At 68.8% G+C, this 16,934-nt stretch carries 17 protein-coding genes; 8 read left to right on the forward strand and 9 right to left on the reverse strand.

What is annotated here, in order from left to right:
- Nucleotides 1-1,167, forward strand: a complete 1,167-nt coding sequence (locus ACSQ18_RS08840) for a cysteine desulfurase family protein (protein ID WP_436036822.1) — start codon at nucleotides 1-3, stop codon at nucleotides 1,165-1,167.
- On the forward strand, nucleotides 1,164-2,138 hold the full coding sequence (locus tag ACSQ18_RS08845; RefSeq protein WP_436036824.1) for a glycosyltransferase family 2 protein: 975 nt from the start codon (nucleotides 1,164-1,166) through the stop codon (nucleotides 2,136-2,138). The genes ACSQ18_RS08840 and ACSQ18_RS08845 overlap by 4 nt, the downstream gene beginning before the upstream one ends.
- Before the next feature lie 27 nt (nucleotides 2,139-2,165).
- On the opposite strand, the gene ACSQ18_RS08850 is transcribed toward ACSQ18_RS08845, so the two are convergent.
- Together ACSQ18_RS08850 and ACSQ18_RS08855 are read right to left on the reverse strand one after the other, a co-directional pair.
- The gene (locus ACSQ18_RS08850; RefSeq protein WP_436038412.1) at nucleotides 2,166-4,091 is read right to left on the reverse strand and encodes an ABC transporter ATP-binding protein; all 1,926 of its coding nucleotides are present in this window, start codon (nucleotides 4,089-4,091) and stop codon (nucleotides 2,166-2,168) included.
- Nucleotides 4,092-4,158: 67 nt separating this feature from the next.
- Nucleotides 4,159-4,797: a DUF1345 domain-containing protein gene (locus ACSQ18_RS08855; RefSeq protein ID WP_436036826.1), complete on the reverse strand. Its 639-nt coding sequence runs from the start codon at nucleotides 4,795-4,797 to the stop codon at nucleotides 4,159-4,161.
- A gap of 120 nt (nucleotides 4,798-4,917) precedes the next feature.
- Between ACSQ18_RS08855 and ACSQ18_RS08860 the strand changes: the two genes are divergently transcribed.
- Nucleotides 4,918-6,420, forward strand: a complete 1,503-nt coding sequence (locus ACSQ18_RS08860) for an MDR family MFS transporter (RefSeq protein ID WP_436036828.1) — start codon at nucleotides 4,918-4,920, stop codon at nucleotides 6,418-6,420.
- A gap of 72 nt (nucleotides 6,421-6,492) precedes the next feature.
- Nucleotides 6,493-7,083: a carboxymuconolactone decarboxylase family protein gene (locus ACSQ18_RS08865; protein ID WP_436036830.1), complete on the forward strand. Its 591-nt coding sequence runs from the start codon at nucleotides 6,493-6,495 to the stop codon at nucleotides 7,081-7,083.
- Between the two features lie 24 nt (nucleotides 7,084-7,107).
- On the opposite strand, the gene ACSQ18_RS08870 is transcribed toward ACSQ18_RS08865, so the two are convergent.
- Nucleotides 7,108-8,439 carry a CotH kinase family protein gene (locus ACSQ18_RS08870; RefSeq protein WP_436036832.1) on the reverse strand — a complete coding sequence of 444 codons (1,332 nt, stop codon included), beginning with the start codon at nucleotides 8,437-8,439 and terminating at the stop codon, nucleotides 7,108-7,110.
- A 273-nt stretch (nucleotides 8,440-8,712) separates the two neighbouring features.
- On the opposite strand from ACSQ18_RS08870, the gene ACSQ18_RS08875 reads away from it, so the two are divergent.
- On the forward strand, nucleotides 8,713-9,261 hold the full coding sequence (locus tag ACSQ18_RS08875) for a type 1 glutamine amidotransferase domain-containing protein (protein WP_436036833.1): 549 nt from the start codon (nucleotides 8,713-8,715) through the stop codon (nucleotides 9,259-9,261).
- Nucleotides 9,262-9,399: 138 nt separating this feature from the next.
- On the opposite strand, the gene ychF is transcribed toward ACSQ18_RS08875, so the two are convergent.
- The 4 genes from ychF to ACSQ18_RS08895 form a co-directional block, all read right to left on the reverse strand.
- Nucleotides 9,400-10,473 (reverse strand): redox-regulated ATPase YchF, encoded by a 1,074-nt coding sequence (gene ychF, locus ACSQ18_RS08880; RefSeq protein ID WP_436036835.1) that lies wholly within the window; start codon nucleotides 10,471-10,473, stop codon nucleotides 9,400-9,402.
- 58 nt (nucleotides 10,474-10,531) lie between these two features.
- Entirely contained in the window at nucleotides 10,532-10,771 is a 240-nt protein-coding gene (locus ACSQ18_RS08885; protein ID WP_436036837.1) for a hypothetical protein, read from the reverse strand.
- A gap of 151 nt (nucleotides 10,772-10,922) precedes the next feature.
- Nucleotides 10,923-11,534, reverse strand: a complete 612-nt coding sequence (locus ACSQ18_RS08890; RefSeq protein WP_436036839.1) for a dihydrofolate reductase family protein — start codon at nucleotides 11,532-11,534, stop codon at nucleotides 10,923-10,925.
- A 1-nt stretch (nucleotide 11,535) separates the two neighbouring features.
- Entirely contained in the window at nucleotides 11,536-12,282 is a 747-nt protein-coding gene (locus tag ACSQ18_RS08895; protein WP_436036841.1) for a class I SAM-dependent methyltransferase, read from the reverse strand.
- A gap of 81 nt (nucleotides 12,283-12,363) precedes the next feature.
- On the opposite strand from ACSQ18_RS08895, the gene ACSQ18_RS08900 reads away from it, so the two are divergent.
- Both ACSQ18_RS08900 and ACSQ18_RS08905 read left to right on the forward strand, forming a co-directional pair.
- Nucleotides 12,364-12,966 carry an exonuclease domain-containing protein gene (locus tag ACSQ18_RS08900; RefSeq protein WP_436036843.1) on the forward strand — a complete coding sequence of 201 codons (603 nt, stop codon included), beginning with the start codon at nucleotides 12,364-12,366 and terminating at the stop codon, nucleotides 12,964-12,966.
- Between the two features lie 46 nt (nucleotides 12,967-13,012).
- Nucleotides 13,013-14,275: a DNA recombination protein RmuC gene (locus ACSQ18_RS08905; RefSeq protein WP_436036845.1), complete on the forward strand. Its 1,263-nt coding sequence runs from the start codon at nucleotides 13,013-13,015 to the stop codon at nucleotides 14,273-14,275.
- Nucleotides 14,276-14,293: 18 nt separating this feature from the next.
- Here ACSQ18_RS08905 and ACSQ18_RS08910 read toward each other — a convergent pair whose 3' ends face one another.
- Both ACSQ18_RS08910 and glpX read right to left on the reverse strand, forming a co-directional pair.
- Entirely contained in the window at nucleotides 14,294-14,485 is a 192-nt protein-coding gene (locus tag ACSQ18_RS08910) for a UDP-N-acetylmuramyl pentapeptide phosphotransferase (RefSeq protein ID WP_144808205.1), read from the reverse strand.
- A 128-nt stretch (nucleotides 14,486-14,613) separates the two neighbouring features.
- Nucleotides 14,614-15,603, reverse strand: a complete 990-nt coding sequence (gene glpX, locus ACSQ18_RS08915; RefSeq protein WP_436036847.1) for a class II fructose-bisphosphatase — start codon at nucleotides 15,601-15,603, stop codon at nucleotides 14,614-14,616.
- 199 nt (nucleotides 15,604-15,802) lie between these two features.
- Between glpX and fbaA the strand changes: the two genes are divergently transcribed.
- Nucleotides 15,803-16,831, forward strand: a complete 1,029-nt coding sequence (gene fbaA, locus ACSQ18_RS08920) for a class II fructose-bisphosphate aldolase (protein WP_436036849.1) — start codon at nucleotides 15,803-15,805, stop codon at nucleotides 16,829-16,831.
- Nucleotides 16,832-16,934 lie beyond the last annotated feature (103 nt).

Consider the following 16,934-nt stretch of genomic DNA (forward strand, 5'->3'; position numbering starts at 1 on the left):
GTGCTCTACCTCGATCACGCCGCGACCACCCCCGTGCGTCCCGAAGTCGTCGAGGCGATGCTCCCCCACCTGGGCGCGCGCTTCGGCAATCCGTCCAGCCATCACACGGTCGGCGAAGACGCGGCGCGGGTGCTCGACGACGCGCGGCGTCGCGTCGCCGCGATCGTCGGCATGCGCGCCTCCGACATCGTGTTCACCTCGGGCGGCACCGAGGCCAACAATCTGGCGGTCAAGGGTCTCGCCCTCGGCGCGTCGCTTCGCCGCGGCGAGCCGGTCCGCGTCGTCACGACGCAGATCGAGCACGAGTCGATCCTCGCCTCGTGCGACTACCTCGAACGCGTGCACGGGTTCGCCGTGACCCGCATGCCGGTCTCGCCCACGGGTCTCCTCGACCCCGAGGAACTGGCCCACGTGCTCGCCGGCAACGCAGACGGCGGCGACGCACCGGCTCCCGCTCTCGTGACCGTCGGCTACGCGAACAACGAGATCGGCACGGTCCAGGATGCCGCGTCGATCGCGGCGACCTGCGCCGCCGCCGGCGTTCCCCTCCACCTCGACGCGGTGCAGGCCGCGGGCTGGCTCGCGCTTGCGGGAACCGGCGCCGACGCGATCTCGATCGCCGGGCACAAGGTCGGCGCCCCGCAGGGCACCGGGGTGCTCGCCGTCCGCGGCCGGCTGCCGCTCGAGCCCCTCCTGCACGGCGGCGGGCAGGAGCGCGACCGTCGCAGCGGCACCGAGAACGTCGCCGGCGCCGTCGGCTTCGCGCTGGCGCTGGAACTCGCCGAGACGGAGCGGAGCGCCACCGCCGAACGTGTCACTGCTCTTCGCGACGCCTTCATCGCACGCGTCCTCGACCTCGTGCCCGCCGCACGGCTGACGGGCGACCCGATTCATCGACTCCCCGGAACGGCGAGCTTCACGTTCGAGGGAGTCTCCGGAGAGGCGATCCTGCTCGAACTCGAGCGACGCGGGGTGGTCTCCTCCAGCGGATCGGCGTGCGCCGCGGGCAGCGACGAACCCTCGCACGTGCTGATCGCGCTCGGCATCGCGCCGGAGATCGCGGGTACATCGGTGAGGTTCACCTTCGGCCACGCCGTCGATGCGGATCTTCTCGCCGTGGCCGAGGCGGTCGCGGCATCCTTCGCGGCGGTACGATCGGGCGAGTGAGCACGCCCGTCGTCACCGTCATCGTCCCCGGCCGCGATGTGGCGCCCTACGCCGAGCAGGCGCTCGACTCGCTCCGCGCGCAGTCGCTTCCACACTGGCGGGCCATCCTCGTCGACGACGGCTCGACCGACGCGACGACCGACATCTTCCATCGCGCGGCAGCCGACGACGCGCGCTTCACGGTGATCCGGCACGCGCAGTCACGGGGTCTGGGCGCGGCGCGCAACACGGCGCTCGACCTCGTCGAGACACCGCTCGTCGGATTCCTCGATGCCGACGACGAGCTGACCCCCGATGCCCTGGCTCGGCTGGTGGGCACGATCGATGCCACCGGGAGCGATCTCGTCGTCGGCGCCTACGTACGCCTGCGCCCCGAGCGCGGCGCCGACGGCAGCGTGACCTACACGGAGGGCATCGTCCAGCCGTGGGTCGCCGCCGCCACCGATCCGGAACGACGCGGCACCTCGCTGGCCGAGCACCCCGAGGTGTCGGGCAACATCGTCGCGTGGTCCAAGGTGAGCCGCATCGAGCTGTGGCGCCGGCACGGCCTCCGCTTCCCCGAAGGGAAGCTCTACGAGGACCAGGTCGTCGCGCAGCGGATGTACGCCCTCGCGCGGGCGATCGACGTCGTCCCCGACGTCATCGTGCGCTGGCGGGAACGAGCCGACGGGTCGTCGATCACGCAGCACAAGGATGCCGTCCCGGTGCTCACCGACTACCTCGATGCCCTGCGGGGCGGCGTCGCCGTTCTCGACGCGGCCTCGCAGCGCCAGGCGGCGAGCGCGCGGGTACGGCTCGTGCTGGACATGGACACGCCTCCCCTCGTCAGAATCGCGCAGGAGCACCCCGACGACGCGTACCGGCGCGCGCTCGGAGAGTTCGTCCGCGAGTTCACGGCGCGCGCGGAGGCCGACGGCATCCGCCTCGACCCGGCATCCGCGTCCCTGCTCGCCGCCGCGAAGCTCTGGTGACGTCGCAGCCCGGGCGCCGTGTCGGGCTCAGGGCGATCGGTCGGCTCGGCGTTCCGGGTGATCGGCGGGCGGCTGGTCCTCGTCGATGCCTTCGATGCGGGCCGCCGCCATCTGCTGCGCGGCCAGCTCCGCGTAGAGCCCGCCGCCGGCGATGAGCTCGGCGTGCGTGCCCGATTCGGTGATGAGTCCGCCGTCGAGCACGTGGATGACGTCGGCGCCGATGATCGTCGACAGGCGATGGGCGATCGTGAGGGTGGTGCGTCCCTTCGCCACGTTGTCCAGCGCCTCCTGCACGACCCGCTCCGACACGGTGTCCAGTGCCGAGGTCGCCTCGTCGAGCAGGAGGATCGGCGGGTCTTTCAGCAGCACCCGCGCGATCGCGATGCGCTGCTTCTCCCCGCCCGACAGCCGATAGCCGCGCTCCCCCACCACGGTGTCGTATCCGCGCTCGAAGCCCGTGATGATGTGGTGGATGTTCGCGGCCGTGCACGCGGCCTCCAGCTCGGCATCGGTCGCGTCGGGTTTGGCGTACCGCAGGTTCTCGCGGATGGTCGCGTGGAACAGGTAGGTCTCCTGCGACACGATCCCCACTCGATCGACGATCGACTCCTGCGTGAGGTGCCGCACGTCCTCCCCCGCGAACAGGACGGTGCCCTCCGACGCCTCGTACAGGCGCGGAGCGAGGTAGAGGATGGTCGTCTTGCCCGCGCCGGAGGGTCCGACGAACGCGACGTGGCGACCGGGTTCGGCGACGAAGCTCACCCCGCCGAGCGTCGGGCGGCTGTCGGATGCCGCGTCGGGGTAGCGGAAGACCACGTCGCGGAACTCGATGCGTCCGATGGGCCCCGGGGCATCGGCGACATCGCGCGCGCCCGGTGCGTCGACGATGGCCGGAGTGAGGTCGAGGTACTCGAAGATGCGCGCGAAGAGGGCACGCGAGGTCTGCAGGTCGAGGGCGACGCGCATGAGACCCATGAGGGGCTGAAGAAGGCGCGCCTGCACCGTCGTGAAGGCGACGACGGTACCGGCCGTGAGCACGCCCGCCTGGCCCGCGATGAGGTAGCCGGACACCAGGTAGATGACCGCGGGGACGGATGCCATGAGCACCTGGACGACGGCGAAGAACCCCTGCCCGCTCATCGCGCGGCGCACCTGCAGCACGACCTGGTTGCGGTTCTCCTCCTGATACCTCGACGACTCGGTGCGCTGCCGGTTGAACGCCTTCGACAGGAGGATGCCGGACACCGACAGCGTCTCCTGGGTGATCGACGTCAACTCGGAGAGCGACTCCTGCGTCTGCCCGGCGATACGGGCCCTCACCTGGCCGACGCGGCGCTGGACGACCACGAGGATCGGCATGAGGACGACGGCGATGACCGTGAGACGCCAATCGATGAGGATCATCGCCACGAGTGCGGAGACGACCGTCACCGCGTTGCCGAGGATGCTCGTCACCGTGTTCGTCAGGACACCCGAGACGCCTCCGACGTCGTTCTGCAGGCGCGACTGGATCACGCCGGTCTTGGTGCGCGTGAAGAAGCCCAGCTCCATCGATTGCAGATGCTCGAAGAGGCGCACGCGCAAGTCGCCCGTGACCTCGTTGCCGACGGTCGACGTGAGCCAGGTCTGCAGCACGCCCAGAGCGGCCGACAGCAGGAAGAGGCCGATCATGCCCCCGACGAGGACGCCCAGCAGCGAGAGGTCAGGCCCGGAGCCGTCGACGGGGAACAGCGCGTCGTCGAAGACGCGCTGCACGAGCAGTGGCGGGATCACCGCGATCGCGGCACCGAGCACGACGAGGATGCCGGTCACGGCGATACGCCCGCGGTAGGGACGGAACAGCGCCACGACGCGACGCCCGAGATCGCGTACGTGCGGCGCTTCGGCGTTGAGCCGTCGCTGGGCTTCCTCGTCGACCCCGCGGAACCCGCCGCGGCCGCCCATGCCGCCCATGCTCATCCGCTCAGCCTAACCACGCGCGTGGACACCGGGGTCGGCTGGGGGGAGACAACCCGGGGTGTCAGCCGAGGGAGGTGACGAGGTTGATGACGGTCGCGAGGATGACCGCTCCGAACAGGTAGGCCAGGAGCGTCTGGGCGATCACCACCCGGCGCACCTCGCCCCGGGTGACATTCGTATCGGCAACTTGATAGGTCATTCCGAGCCCGAGCGAGAAGTAAGCGAAGTCCGTGTACACGGGGGGCTCGGACTGGTTGAAGTCGATCCCGCCCTGCGGCTCCGTGTAGTACAGCCGCGCATAGCGCAGCAGGTAGTCCACCTGGATGAGGGCCCACGACGACGCTACCGCCACCACCGCCACCCCCGCCAAGACGAAGGCCGTCAGCTCATCGGCATCCCTCGTCTGAAGAAGGACGACCGCGACGGCGCCGAGGCTCGCGACACTTCCCAAAACCGCGACGATCCGCGCCACGGGGCGACCGGGATCCTCGATGAGGGCGTGCGCTCGCGTCTGCGCGGCATCCATCCGCCAGATCACCGAGAGCACCCACACGACGTCTACGAGCGCGAGCGCGGCCCACCCGGCCAAGAGCCCGCCGGCCAGTCCGAGCGGCGCCGTCGCCACCGCTGCGACGAGGGCTCCGGAGAGCACCGCCGCCGCTTCACGCACTCGGGCGCGGGTGTGGTGCGGGGTGGCCATGAGCGATATCGTTCCACGGATCAGGAATGCCGTGTCGGGGGACGTGGTTACAGTCGAGCAAGCGCCCCCTCGTGCGGGCGCTTCCGCCTTCCATGCCCCTTCCCTTCCTCGAGGAGCCCCATGACGTCTGCGACGACCACGCGCACCGCCGCCCCGCTGTTGGGTCCCGCCGAGAGCCGCATCGTCTGGCTCCTGCTGGCAGCCGCGTTCGTCGCGATCCTCAACGAGACGACGATGGGCGTCGCGATCCCGCACCTCATCGACGACCTCGGCATCACGGCCCTCTCGGCGCAGTGGCTCACGACCGCCTTCATGCTCACGATGGCGGTCGTCATCCCGATCACCGGGTTCCTGCTGCGTCGGTTCACCACCAGGCAGGTCTTCATCACCGCGATGAGCCTGTTCTCGCTCGGGACGCTCATCGCTCTGCTCGCGCCGGGATTCTCCGTGCTGCTGGTGGCCCGGGTCGTCCAGGCGATGGGCACGGCGATCATGATGCCGTTGCTCATGACGACGCTCATGACGATCGTCCCCCCGCAGTCGCGCGGCCGGATGATGGGTCGTGTCTCCATCGTCATGTCGCTGGCCCCCGCGATCGGACCGACCCTTTCGGGGGTTCTCCTCGAAACACTGAACTGGCGATGGATCTTCGGGATCGTCCTGCCGATCGCTCTCCTCGCCCTCGGTATGGGAGCCCGGTGGATCCACAACATCGGCGAATCCACCCGCGCGCCCATCGATGTGCTGTCGATCGTCCTGTCGGCCTTCGGGTTCGGCGGCATCGTGTACGGGCTGAGTCAGATCGGCGGGGCGGCGGCCCACGGCACCACTGCCGCGGACTCGGCGGCGCAGAGCAGTTCGACCGTCGCGCTCGTCGTGTCGTTCGTGGTCGGTCTCGTCGCTCTCGGTCTCTTCCTCTGGCGTCAGGTTCGCCTGCAGAAGGCTGACGACGCCCTGCTCGACCTGCGCGTCTTCCGCGACCGCAACTTCTCGCTCGCGATCGGCCAGATGGCGCTGCTGTCGCTCGCGTTCTTCGGAACGATCACCGTCCTGCCGCTCTACATGCAGCGCGCTCTCGGTCACACCGCCCTCGAGACGGGCCTCGCCGTGCTGCCGGGATCGCTCCTCATGGGGCTCGCGGGGCCCTTCATCGGGCGCATCTACGACGCTCGCGGTACGCGCGTGCTCCTGGTGCCGGGCGCCATTCTCGCCGTCTCGGTGCTGTGGCTATTCTCAGCAACGTTCACCATCGACACCCCGCTGTGGTTCATCGTCATCGCGCAGGTCTTCCTGTCGCTGGGCCTCGCGCTCTCCTTCACACCGCTGTTCACCGCCTCGCTGGGCTCTCTCCAGCCGCGGTTCTACTCCTACGGGTCCGCGGTCCTCGGCACCGTGCAGCAGGTGGCCGGCGCCGCGGGCATCGCGGTGATGATCGCGATCATGTCGGCGGTCTCCGCATCCGCTCAAGACGGCGGCGCGACGGAAGCGGTGGCGGAAGCGCAGGGCGCCCATTCGGCGTTCCTGCTGGCCGCGATCATCTCGCTTCCGCTGCTGATCGGCGCGTTCCTCATCAAGAAGCCCGCCGACGCACCTGCGGGCGAAGGGATGCCCGCGGGCCACTAGCGAGGTATCTGGGGTGGCGCGGCGGCCCTCCTGGGAGTAGGCCGGTAGCAGCCGGCACCAGGAGGGCACCGCATGATCATCCAGACCCCCGATCCGCAGTCTGCCGAGGGCTACGTCGCAGAGCTCTATCGCGGCGACCTCGAAGACGACGGTTTCGTCTTCAGCCACACGCGCGCCATGGCGGCGAACCCCGAGGCCCTCGCCGCCTTCGAGGCGCTCATCCATGCCATCGTGCCCTCGATAGGCGTCCGCACCTACGAGCTCGCGACGCTGGCTGCTGCCGCCGCCCTGCAGTCGCCCCACTGTCTGCTGGCCCACGGGCGCAAGGCGCTGCGGGCCGGAGCCCTCGACGAGGATCAGCTCGAGGCGGTCGCCCGGGCCGGGGAGCGGGTCGACATCGCCGGTCTGTCCGATGCCGACCGAGCGGTGATGCGACACGCGCGGAAGGTGTCCACGGCCGCGTACGCGATGACCGACGCCGACAGTCAGGCGCTGCGCGATGTCGGGTTCGACGACCGGCAGATCGTCGACATCACGCTGGCGGCGGCGGCGCGCAACTACTTCAGTCGCGCGCTGCAAGCGCTCGCGGTGCCGGTCGAGACAGAACTCGTCGGATTGTCGCCGCGACTGCGCGAGGCGCTCCTGTCACCCCTGAACGACTGACGGAACGAGGCCCCGCGGCCGTGATCAGCCGTCCAGCTTGCCCGCGAGCGCCTCGGCCTCCTCTGTGATCGTCGCGGCCGAGACGAGGTCGCTCGCCTGCGACGACAACACCTCCGACCACGCGTCCAGAAGGGATGCCGCTTCGCCCGACTCGATGAGCTCCGCGCGGAGACGCGTGATCTCTGACTCGTAAAGATCCGCGAAGGCATCGACGGCGAGGAAGCGCTCCGCGAGGATGTTCGAGCCGCCCGGACCACCTCCGCCGCGAACCGCCACATCCTGAGTTCCCGCTGTCCCTGCGGCATCGGTCGATCCGGCATCCGTCGTCTCGGCATCCCTCGGCTGGTCGGGGCGCTCCCCGCCGCCTCCCCCAGCCCGACCACCTCCCCCGCCCGTCGGGCTCGCCCCGAATGCGAGGTTGAGATCCCACGTGACGACGGTCATGAGTCCCGTCGTCGGATCGTAGGAGAGGTAGGAGTTGTTGCCGGGCCCGTCGATGTCGTCGAAGTTGTCGACGACCTCTTGGAAAGCGAGGTAGGTCGCGAAGGCGTCGACGTCGAGATGCTCGTCGAGTTCGACCGCGAACGTCTCGTCGTCCGACTCGTTGATCCATTCCAAGAATCCGATGAGCGGCGTCAGGTCATCCTCCCCCGCCTCCTGGTCGAACACATCGGTGTACGCAGCCTCCTCATCGCCTCGATAGCTGTAGTCGCCGCCGGCCTCCGCCTTGTACAACAGCACATCTCCGAGCTCGCGCTCCGCCCATTCGTCGCCCGGATTCTCCACGACCAGCCGCAGCGTCGGCTCCGAGCCTCCAGCGCTGAAACGTACCGCGACCGCCTGCTCCGCGGCGAGACCAGACGCATCGAGGAGATCGAGGGCGAGCGCTTCGTTGAGCGAGGTCTGCGAACTGTTGCCCCGGACGACGAGTTCCGTCGTGCCGTCGAGGTTCTGACCGTCGACGTACTTGTCCAGGCGGATGATCCAGGGCAGATCCGCCGCGTCGTCGGAAGCCGACAGCGACCGCAACGAGGAGTTCCCCTTCAGCTTGAGGCCGACATTCTCGAAGGTGTCGCCGTCGATCGTCACGGTCGCGGAGATCCACACCTTCTCGCCCGAGTCGAGATACTCGGCTATCGCCGCGTCGTATTCGCTCTGCTCATAGTCGACGGAGATGTCGTGCACCGAGGAAGAGTCCCACAGGGACGACGCGGCGTCTGCTTCCGATGCAGCGGCCGCGGTGGATGACGTCGCGGTCGGAGTCGACGCGGAGACGACAGCGCAGCCGGTGAGAGCACCGATGGCTACACCGGCGATCAGGAGCGAGCGGACTGTGCGGGTTCTGAGGGACGACATCCCTCTACTGAAGGCGGCGCGACTATGCGTGACCTAGGTCGACCGTGTGGCTGTGTGAAGAAGTGAGGGTGCGCGAGCGTCAGCTGCAGCAGCCGCCGCCGCAGCAGGAGGCGCCTTCCGAGACGACCTCGATGAGGTTCTTGTCGTCGGAGACGGGCTGCAGCTGCGGGGTCGGGAGGTTCGAGGTGGCCATGACAGCATCCTACGCCGCCTGTTCGCAGCGGGGCTGTCAACCCCCTCCGTGTCGGCATCGACGATCCGTAGCCTCACTTCATGGCTACTCTCACGGGAAAGAAGATCGCGTTCCTCGCGACCGATGGATTCGAAGACAGCGAGCTCACGTCGCCCTGGCAGGCGGTGACGGAGGCCGGTGCGACAGCGATCATGATCGCACCGTCGTCGGAGGCCATCACGGGCAAGAACGGGCACGAGCAGTCGGTCGACGCCACGACGGATGCCGTCGACGCCTCGGACTTCGACGCCCTGGTCCTTCCGGGTGGCGTCGTCAATGCCGACCACCTGCGTATGGACACGGCCGCGGTGGACTTCACGCGCGACTTCTTCGCACAGCACAAGCCCGTCGCAGCGATCTGCCATGCGGCCTGGATCCTCGCCGAGGCCGACGTGCTCGACGGCCGCACGCTGACGAGCTACCCCAGCCTGCAGACCGATCTGCGCAATGCGGGCGCCACGTGGGTCGATACGGAGGTCGTGGTGGATGCCGGGCTCGTCTCGAGCCGCACGCCCGACGATCTGCCGGCGTTCAACGCGAAGGTGGTCGAGGAGATCGCCGAAGGCCCCCACTCGGAGCAGACCACCTGACGCGACGGAGCCGGTGACGCGAGGAATCCGGTGACGGAAACAGGGGAATCAGGCCCGCAGCCTGCGTCGAGACGCCCTCGCGACCGTTCGCCCTGTTCACGTCACCGCGGGCGTCGATGAGCGCAGCGCCGCGATCGGTCAGTTGTTGAAGCGGAACTCCACGACGTCGCCATCCTGCATGACGTAGTCCTTGCCTTCGAGGCGGGCCTTGCCCTTCGCGCGGGCCTCGATGACGGAGCCGGTGGCAACAAGGTCGTCGAAGGAGATCACCTCGGCCTTGATGAAGCCCTTCTCGAAGTCGGTGTGGATCACACCGGCCGCCTGAGGCGCCTTCCATCCCTTGCCGATCGTCCACGCCCGGGCCTCCTTGGGCCCCGCCGTGAGGTAGGTCTGCAGCCCGAGGGTGTCGAAGCCGATCCGGGCGAGCTGGTCGAGTCCCGATTCCTCCTGGCCGGTCGAGGCGAGGAGCTCCGCGGCATCCTCGGGGTCGAGATCGATCAGTTCGGACTCGATCTTTGCGTCGAGGAAGACGGCCTTGGCGGGCGCGACGAGCGCCTCGAGCTCCGCCTTCTTCGCCGCATCGGTGAGTACGGCCTCGTCGACGTTGAAGACGAAGATGAACGGCTTTGCCGTCAGCAGGCCGAGCTCCTTGATGGGCGAGAGATCGATGGCGGATGCGGAGAGCAGCTCCCCGCGCTGGAGAGCGTCGCGGGCGGCTTCGGCGGTCGAGAGCACGGCGGGGTCGAGCTTCTTGCCACGCACCTCCTTCTCGTAGCGGGTGATCGCCTTCTCGAGCGTCTCGAGGTCGGCGAGCTGCAGCTCGGCGTTGATGGTCTCCATGTCGGAGGCGGGATCGACCTTGCCGTCGACGTGGACGACGTCACCGTCGGCGAAGCCGCGGACGACCTGGGCGATCGCGTCGGCCTCGCGGATGTTAGCGAGGAACTTATTGCCGAGGCCTTCGCCTTCGCTGGCGCCGCGGACGATGCCGGCGATGTCGACGAACGACACCGCGGCCGGGAGGATGCGCTCGGAGTGGAAGATCTCCGCGAGCGTGTGGAGACGCGGGTCGGGGAGGTTCACGACGCCGACGTTCGGTTCGATCGTCGCGAAGGGATAGTTCGCCGCGAGCACCTGATTCTTGGTCAGCGCGTTGAAGAGCGTCGACTTGCCGACGTTGGGGAGACCGACGATTCCGATGGTAAGAGCCACGGGATGTCAGTCTACGTGGCCCGCCGCGCCCGCCGCCTCGTCACGCGGCGACGGGTCCTCAGAGCTTCGAGGCGTACTGGTACGCGATCGTGACGACTCCGGCATCGTCGTCGGCGTCGACGATGACACTGACCTGTTGCGGCTGCGGGTCGTCCTCCGAGGTGAAGGAGCGGTCGTCGGCGAAGATGAACCGCGGGCCGTTCTCATAGGGCGACGCGAACTCTTCGTCGGGACCGGACGCCCGTACCTCGTCAACGCTCATTCCGATGGCGAGGTCGAACTCTGCGATCACGTCCACGCCCCCACCTCATTGGCCGAGAACCTCACCCACGCCGGAGCGTTGTATTCCGCACGAGACTTGCCCTCGGGCGTCTCGACCATGCTCCCGAAGTCGAGCCCTGGCCACGACCACACGGTGTAGTCACCTAATCGTGATCACGCACACCCCGTCACACCGGGTCCACGCGCCAGCGCATCATGACGTGCCCGGACTCCTCCCAGACCCGCGTGGCGAGAAGCTTGAGGGCGACCGGCGGACGCTCGTCGAACAGTCGCACTCCTCGACCGCCGATGAGCGGGAAGGTGACGAGGATGAGCTCGTCCACGAGGCCCGCGTGCATGAGGTCGTTCCACAGGAGCCTCCCCGCGATGACCAGGACGCCACCGCCGCTCTGCGCCTTGAGCTCGCGGACGACCTCGCGGCTGTCCGCGAGCCGCACGATCCGGGTGCGGGGAGCATCCACGAGGTCGCTCTCGTGGAGCGTGTCGGACACGACGACCTTGTCGATCTCGAAGAACCGCTCCGCGAACGCGCGGCGGATCGCCGTGGCATCCGGGTTCCCGCGCACGCTCGACCAGTACGCGACCTGGCCCAGGAAGGAGCGCTTGCCCGCGAGGAGCAGCGTGCCGGAAGCCTGGAGCAGCTCGGTGTTGAGGAAGTCGAACGTGTCGCTGCCGTGATAGTCGGGGTGCCAATACTCGAACAACGAGCCGATGTCGTGGGCATCGTCCTCGTAGACGCCGTCGACCGTGGTGAAGTTGCAGACCGTCAGGGTCCGCATGTCAGGGCCTCACTGTTCGATAGGCGCGAGTGATGTACGGCAGACTCACCTCGGCATCCCCCACGGCCCCGATCTCGTCGAAGAGCGCGGCGGTCTCCTCCTCGATGCGGGCGCGCTCGACGGCATCGGCGGTGATGACGTAGCTGCGAGAGTGGACCATCGCGGTGAGCGTCTCGCGCGTGACGGGACGTTCCCATCTCCATCGCCGCTCCTCGAGCGCCCCGAACGGCGCCCGCACGTCGGGGCCGTCCTCCGCGAGCATCTTCTCCGCGTGGCTGCCCTTCATCGCGCTCGTGAGCCGGGCGACCCACGGCACGGATTCGTCACGGAGGTTCCAGACCAGTCCGAGCATCCCGCCGGGTCGCAGTACGCGCGCCGCCTCCGCAGAGCCCGATTCCGGATCGACCCAGTGCCAGGCCTGGCCGAGGACGACCGCGTCGAGGGCGGCGGAGGGCAACGGCAGATCCTCCGCCGTGCCGACGAACGTCGGAACCGCGGGAAGGGTCGCGTGGAGGGCCCTCAGCATGTCGGGATCGGGATCGACGGCAACCGTCTCGGCGCCGACGGCCAGAAGCGCGTGTGTCAGCTTCCCCGTGCCGGCGCCGACATCGGCGACGCGAACGCCCATGGCACGCGAGACCGGCTCCAGCAGCCACCTCACCGCTTCCTCGGGGTAACCCGGGCGGCCGGCCTCGTAGACGGCGGCGGCGCGACCGAACGATCGGGAGAGCTTCTGCGCATCGACCATGATCCGACCCTACGCCCGCGCCTTCGCCGGTGTGCGGCGCGCCTCCGCAACCGTCACCACCCTCCGGGTGAGTCTGAGGACGTGCCCCTGGACTTCACCGCGATCGACTTCGAAACGGCGAACTCCTCGAGCGCGTCCGCGTGCGCCGTCGGCCTCGCCCGCGTCCGCGATGGCAAGGTCGTCGCCACGGCGGGATGGCTGATCCGCCCGCCCGCGGGTCACGACCGGTTCTTCGAGCTCAACGTCGGCATCCACGGCATCCGGGAGGACGACGTGGCGCACGCGGCCGGCTGGTCGGCGCAGCTCGCCGACCTCTTCGCCTTCGCGGGAGACGACATCCTCGTCGCGCACAACGCCGGATTCGACATGACGGTGCTTCGCCGCGCGTGCGAGGTGACCGGCGACGCCTACCCGTCGTACCGGTACCTGTGCAGTCTGCAGGTCGCGCGCAAGACCTACGACCTGGAGTCGTACCGGCTGCCCGTGGTGGCCGCCGCGGTCGGGCATCTCGACTTCGCGCATCACGACGCATCCGCCGACGCGCTGGCCTGCGCGCACATCGTCATCGATGCGGCCGCCCGCCACGGCGCCCAGGATGCCGTCGAGCTCGCCATGCTGCTGGGGCTTCGCATCCCGCAGGTACCGCTGCCCGCCCCTGTCATCGAGGCGGTCGCCGTCGCCTGAGCGCGCTCGGTCCGCCGATGTCGGTGGTCACCGGCATCCTGACGGCATGGATCTCCTCTTCGTCACCGCGACCGCAGTCGCGTGTCTGTTCGCCGGGCTGCTCGCCGGCTGGTTCGCCGCCGCCGCGCGCACCGCGGAAAGAGCGTCGGCTGCGCGAGCGGCGCTCGGAGCGCGACTGGCGGCCGCGGAGGCCGAGGGTGCCGCGCTGGCCGCCCAGCTGGAGCAACAGCGCACGCTGACGCGAGAAATGGCCGCGCAGGCGCGTAACGACCAGGCGCTCCGCGACGAACGAGAGCGACGCGAGCAACAGGTGCTGCGCGCGCTGGCACCCGTGCAGGACTCACTGCAGGCGATGCAGGCCAAGGTCGACGAACTGGAGCGCGACCGCCGCCAGCAATACGGCACCATCGCCGAGCAGCTGCGCCAGGCGCACACGCAGAGCGAGTCGTTGCGTTCGACGACCGAGGCGCTCGCAGGGGCCCTCCGCTCCAACTCTGCTCGCGGCGTGTGGGGCGAGACACAGTTGCGGCGCATCGTGGAATCGGCGGGCCTCACGCGCTATGTCGACTTCGACACGCAGACCTCCGTGGTGTCGGATGCCGGGGCCGGCCGACCGGATCTCGTCGTCCGACTGCCGGGAGACAAGGCTCTCGCCGTAGACGCGAAAGTGCCGCTCGATGCGTATCTGGAGGCCAGTGCCATCCCCGTGACCGCCACGGGCGAGGAGGGCGCGCGGCGCAAGCTGCTCCTGGACCGCCACGTCAAGGCCGTGCGTGCGCACGTCGACGCGTTGGCCAAGAAGTCGTACTGGGCCGGCCTGAGCGCCAGTCCCGAGTTCGTTGTCTGTTTCATCCCGAGCGAGTCTCTGCTGGCCGCGGCGCTCGAGGAAGACCCTTCCCTGCTGGACTATGCGTTCGGTCGGCGGGTGGCTCTCGCGTCACCGGTGAACCTGTGGGCGGTACTGAAGACCGTGGCCTACACCTGGACGCAGCAGGACGTCTCCGACGAGGCTCGCACGCTGTTCGAGTTGGGGAACGAGCTGTATCACCGCCTCGGTGGGCTCGCGCGGCACACCGATGATCTTCGGCGGGCGATCGAGCGCACGGTCGCGAGTTACAACCGCTTCGCCGGTGCGCTCGAATCCCGAGTGCTCGTCAGCGCGCGACGATTCCCCGGTATCGACGAGACGAAGCTCGACGCGGTTGCTCCTCCGCAGGTCATCGAGAGTGCACCGCGTCCGCTCACGGCGACAGAGTTCCTCAGCCCGGAGCTCGGCGCCGACGTCGGAGACCTCCGAGATCGGCTGTAGACGCGGTGAAGCGAAGGGTCAACCGCCAGGAAGGAGGCTCATCGCGCTGACGACGGCGAGCGACACGGCGACGAAGGCGCCGATCATCCACCAGGCGCTCACCTGATGCCCTTCCGGCGCACGACGACGAAGCAGCACGTCGGGCCGACGAGCAGGGTCGATGGGAACCGCGATCTGACCGGTCTTCGGACTGTTCGTTGCTGCGGACATCACGACTCCTGGGCTGTGTAGACGGCGACGTGTCGCCGGTGACACCGCGGTCCATTCTGCCAGATGCGGTCACACTTCGAAGGTGTCGCCACGCAGGAGACCGTCTCGATCAGGTCACGCCCCGCGAATCACAGCCACTTGGACGTCAGGTGCTCCGACGAGATCCGTCGCAGCGTTCCGGATGCACCTCGCAGCACCACCGACTCGGTGTAGATGAAGTCGCCGTCTCGTCGGACTCCGGCCACGAGCTCGCCGTTGGTGACGCCGGTGGCCACGAAAATCGTATTCTTGCCCTTCACCATGTCGTCGGCCTCGTACACGTGATCGTCGACCTTGAGGCCCGCGTCGAGTCCGCGCTGCTTCTCCTCGTCGTCGCGCGGCCAGAGCCGCCCCTGGATGTGCCCGCCCAGCGCCTTGATGGCGCACGCCGTGACGATGCCCTCGGGACTGCCGCCGATGCCGATACACATGTCCGTGCGGGCGTTGTGGCGCGCCGCGTTGATGCCCCCGGCCACATCGCCGTCGCTCATGAGGCGCGTCCCTGCTCCGGCCTCGCGGATCTCCTCGATCAGCCGGGCGTGGCGCGGGCGGTTGAGCACCGACACGACGAGCTCGTCGACCGGCTTGCCGAGCGCAGACGCAAGGCGCCGGATGTTCTCGGCGACGGGCAGCCGGATGTCGACGACGCCGACCCCGGCAGGACCAGTGACGATCTTGTCCATGTAGAACACCGACGACGCGTCGAGCATCGCGCCGCGGTCGGCCACGGCGAGCACGGACAGCGCGTTGTTGCGCCCCTCCGCTGTCAGCGTCGTGCCGTCGATGGGATCGACCGCGATGTCGCACTGCGGCCCGCGCCCCGTGCCCACATGCTCGCCGTTGAACAGCATGGGGGCGTTGTCCTTCTCGCCCTCCCCGATGACGATGACGCCGTCGAAGTTCACCGTCGAGAGAAACGCGCGCATCGCATCGACGGCCGCCCCGTCGGCGAGCTCCTTCTGGCCCCGTCCGATGAAGGGCACCGAGCGGATCGCCGCCGCCTCGGTGGCGCGGACGAGCTCGAGGGCCAGGTTGCGATCGGGATGCAGCGGGCTCATATCCGCGGTCAGACTCACCATGTCGCCAGACTACGCGCGGATGCCGACCGCCGCCGCGACTTTCGGGCCTTCCGGGGCGAAGGAAACGCGATTCTTGCCACAGCGGAAGGGCATGGTGCCCCCACGCCTTTTCCCGGTCACCGACCGCACCCCTCCCGCCTCGCTTCGATAAAGTGGCCGATGGAATCACCGCCGAACAGACACATCGCTAGGAGCTGTCATGCCCGTCGCCACCCCTGAGCAGTACGCAGAAATGCTGGATCGCGCGAAGGCCGGTGGATTCGCCTACCCGGCGATCAACGCCGCCAGCTCGCAGTCGGTCAACGCCGTCCTGCAAGGTCTCACCGAAGCCGGTTCCGACGGCATCCTGCAGGTCACCACGGGAGGTGCCGACTACTTCGCAGGACACACGGTCAAGGCCCGCGCGACCGGCGCCCTCGCCTTCGCCGCGTACGTGCACGAGGTTGCCATGAGCTACCCCATCACGGTCGCGCTCCACACCGACCACTGCCCGAAGCCCGCTCTCGAAGACTTCGTGCTTCCCCTGATCGCGGCTTCCGAGGCGGTCGTCGCCGATGGCGGACAGCCCATCTTCCAGTCGCACATGTGGGACGGCTCGGCCGTGCCGCTCGACGAGAACATCGACATCGCCAAGGAACTCCTCCCCCGCATCAAGGCGATCAACGCCATCCTCGAGGTGGAGATCGGCGTCGTCGGCGGCGAGGAGGACGGGGTCAAGCACGAAGGCTCCAACGACGCGCTGTACACGACGACCGCCGACGTGGCGAAGGCCGTCGAGGCTCTCGGCCTGGGCGACCAGGGCCGCTGGATCGCCGCACTCACCTTCGGCAACGTCCACGGCGTGTACAAGCCGGGCAACGTCAAGCTCCGTCCGGAACTCCTCGGCGAGATCCAGGAGGGCATCGCGTCGCAGTTCGGCACCGGCCCCAAGCCCCTCGACCTCGTCTTCCACGGCGGCTCGGGCTCGACCGACGAGGAGATCGCCCTCGCGGTCGCCAACGGCGTCGTCAAGATGAACATCGACACCGACACGCAGTATGCGTTCACCCGCTCGGTGGCGGGCTTCATGTTCCAGAACTACGACGGCGTGCTCAAGGTCGACGGCGAGGTCGGCAACAAGAAGGCCTACGACCCGCGCGCCTGGGGCAAGATCGCCGAGTCGGCGATGGCCGCCCGCGTGGTCGAGGCGACCAAGCAGCTCGGCTCGCACGGCAAGTCGCAGTCCTGAGCTTCACCACGGCGCCCCGTCTCGTCCCCGCGACGACACGGGGCGCCGTGCTGTTGAGCGAGCGAAGTCCTTGCGGCCCTGCCCGTCGCGCCCGGCTCGGTGC

This window comes from Microbacterium sp. LjRoot45, from assembly GCF_964253325.1.
GTDB lineage: Bacteria > Actinomycetota > Actinomycetes > Actinomycetales > Microbacteriaceae > Microbacterium.

What these genes read in the sequence shown, in the direction of transcription:
- ACSQ18_RS08850 (WP_436038412.1), bottom strand. Translation starts at nt 4,091, where the DNA reads ATGGGCGGCATGGGCGGCCGCGGCGGGTTCCGCGGGGTCGACGAGGAA.
- ACSQ18_RS08855 (WP_436036826.1), bottom strand. Translation starts at nt 4,797, where the DNA reads ATGGCCACCCCGCACCACACCCGCGCCCGAGTGCGTGAAGCGGCGGCG.
- ACSQ18_RS08860 (WP_436036828.1), top strand. Translation starts at nt 4,918, where the DNA reads ATGACGTCTGCGACGACCACGCGCACCGCCGCCCCGCTGTTGGGTCCC.
- ACSQ18_RS08865 (WP_436036830.1), top strand. Translation starts at nt 6,493, where the DNA reads ATGATCATCCAGACCCCCGATCCGCAGTCTGCCGAGGGCTACGTCGCA.
- ACSQ18_RS08870 (WP_436036832.1), bottom strand. Translation starts at nt 8,439, where the DNA reads ATGTCGTCCCTCAGAACCCGCACAGTCCGCTCGCTCCTGATCGCCGGT.
- ACSQ18_RS08875 (WP_436036833.1), top strand. Translation starts at nt 8,713, where the DNA reads ATGGCTACTCTCACGGGAAAGAAGATCGCGTTCCTCGCGACCGATGGA.
- ACSQ18_RS08890 (WP_436036839.1), bottom strand. Translation starts at nt 11,534, where the DNA reads ATGCGGACCCTGACGGTCTGCAACTTCACCACGGTCGACGGCGTCTAC.
- ACSQ18_RS08895 (WP_436036841.1), bottom strand. Translation starts at nt 12,282, where the DNA reads ATGGTCGATGCGCAGAAGCTCTCCCGATCGTTCGGTCGCGCCGCCGCC.
- ACSQ18_RS08905 (WP_436036845.1), top strand. Translation starts at nt 13,013, where the DNA reads ATGGATCTCCTCTTCGTCACCGCGACCGCAGTCGCGTGTCTGTTCGCC.
- ACSQ18_RS08910 (WP_144808205.1), bottom strand. Translation starts at nt 14,485, where the DNA reads ATGTCCGCAGCAACGAACAGTCCGAAGACCGGTCAGATCGCGGTTCCC.
- glpX (WP_436036847.1), bottom strand. Translation starts at nt 15,603, where the DNA reads ATGGTGAGTCTGACCGCGGATATGAGCCCGCTGCATCCCGATCGCAAC.
- fbaA (WP_436036849.1), top strand. Translation starts at nt 15,803, where the DNA reads ATGCCCGTCGCCACCCCTGAGCAGTACGCAGAAATGCTGGATCGCGCG.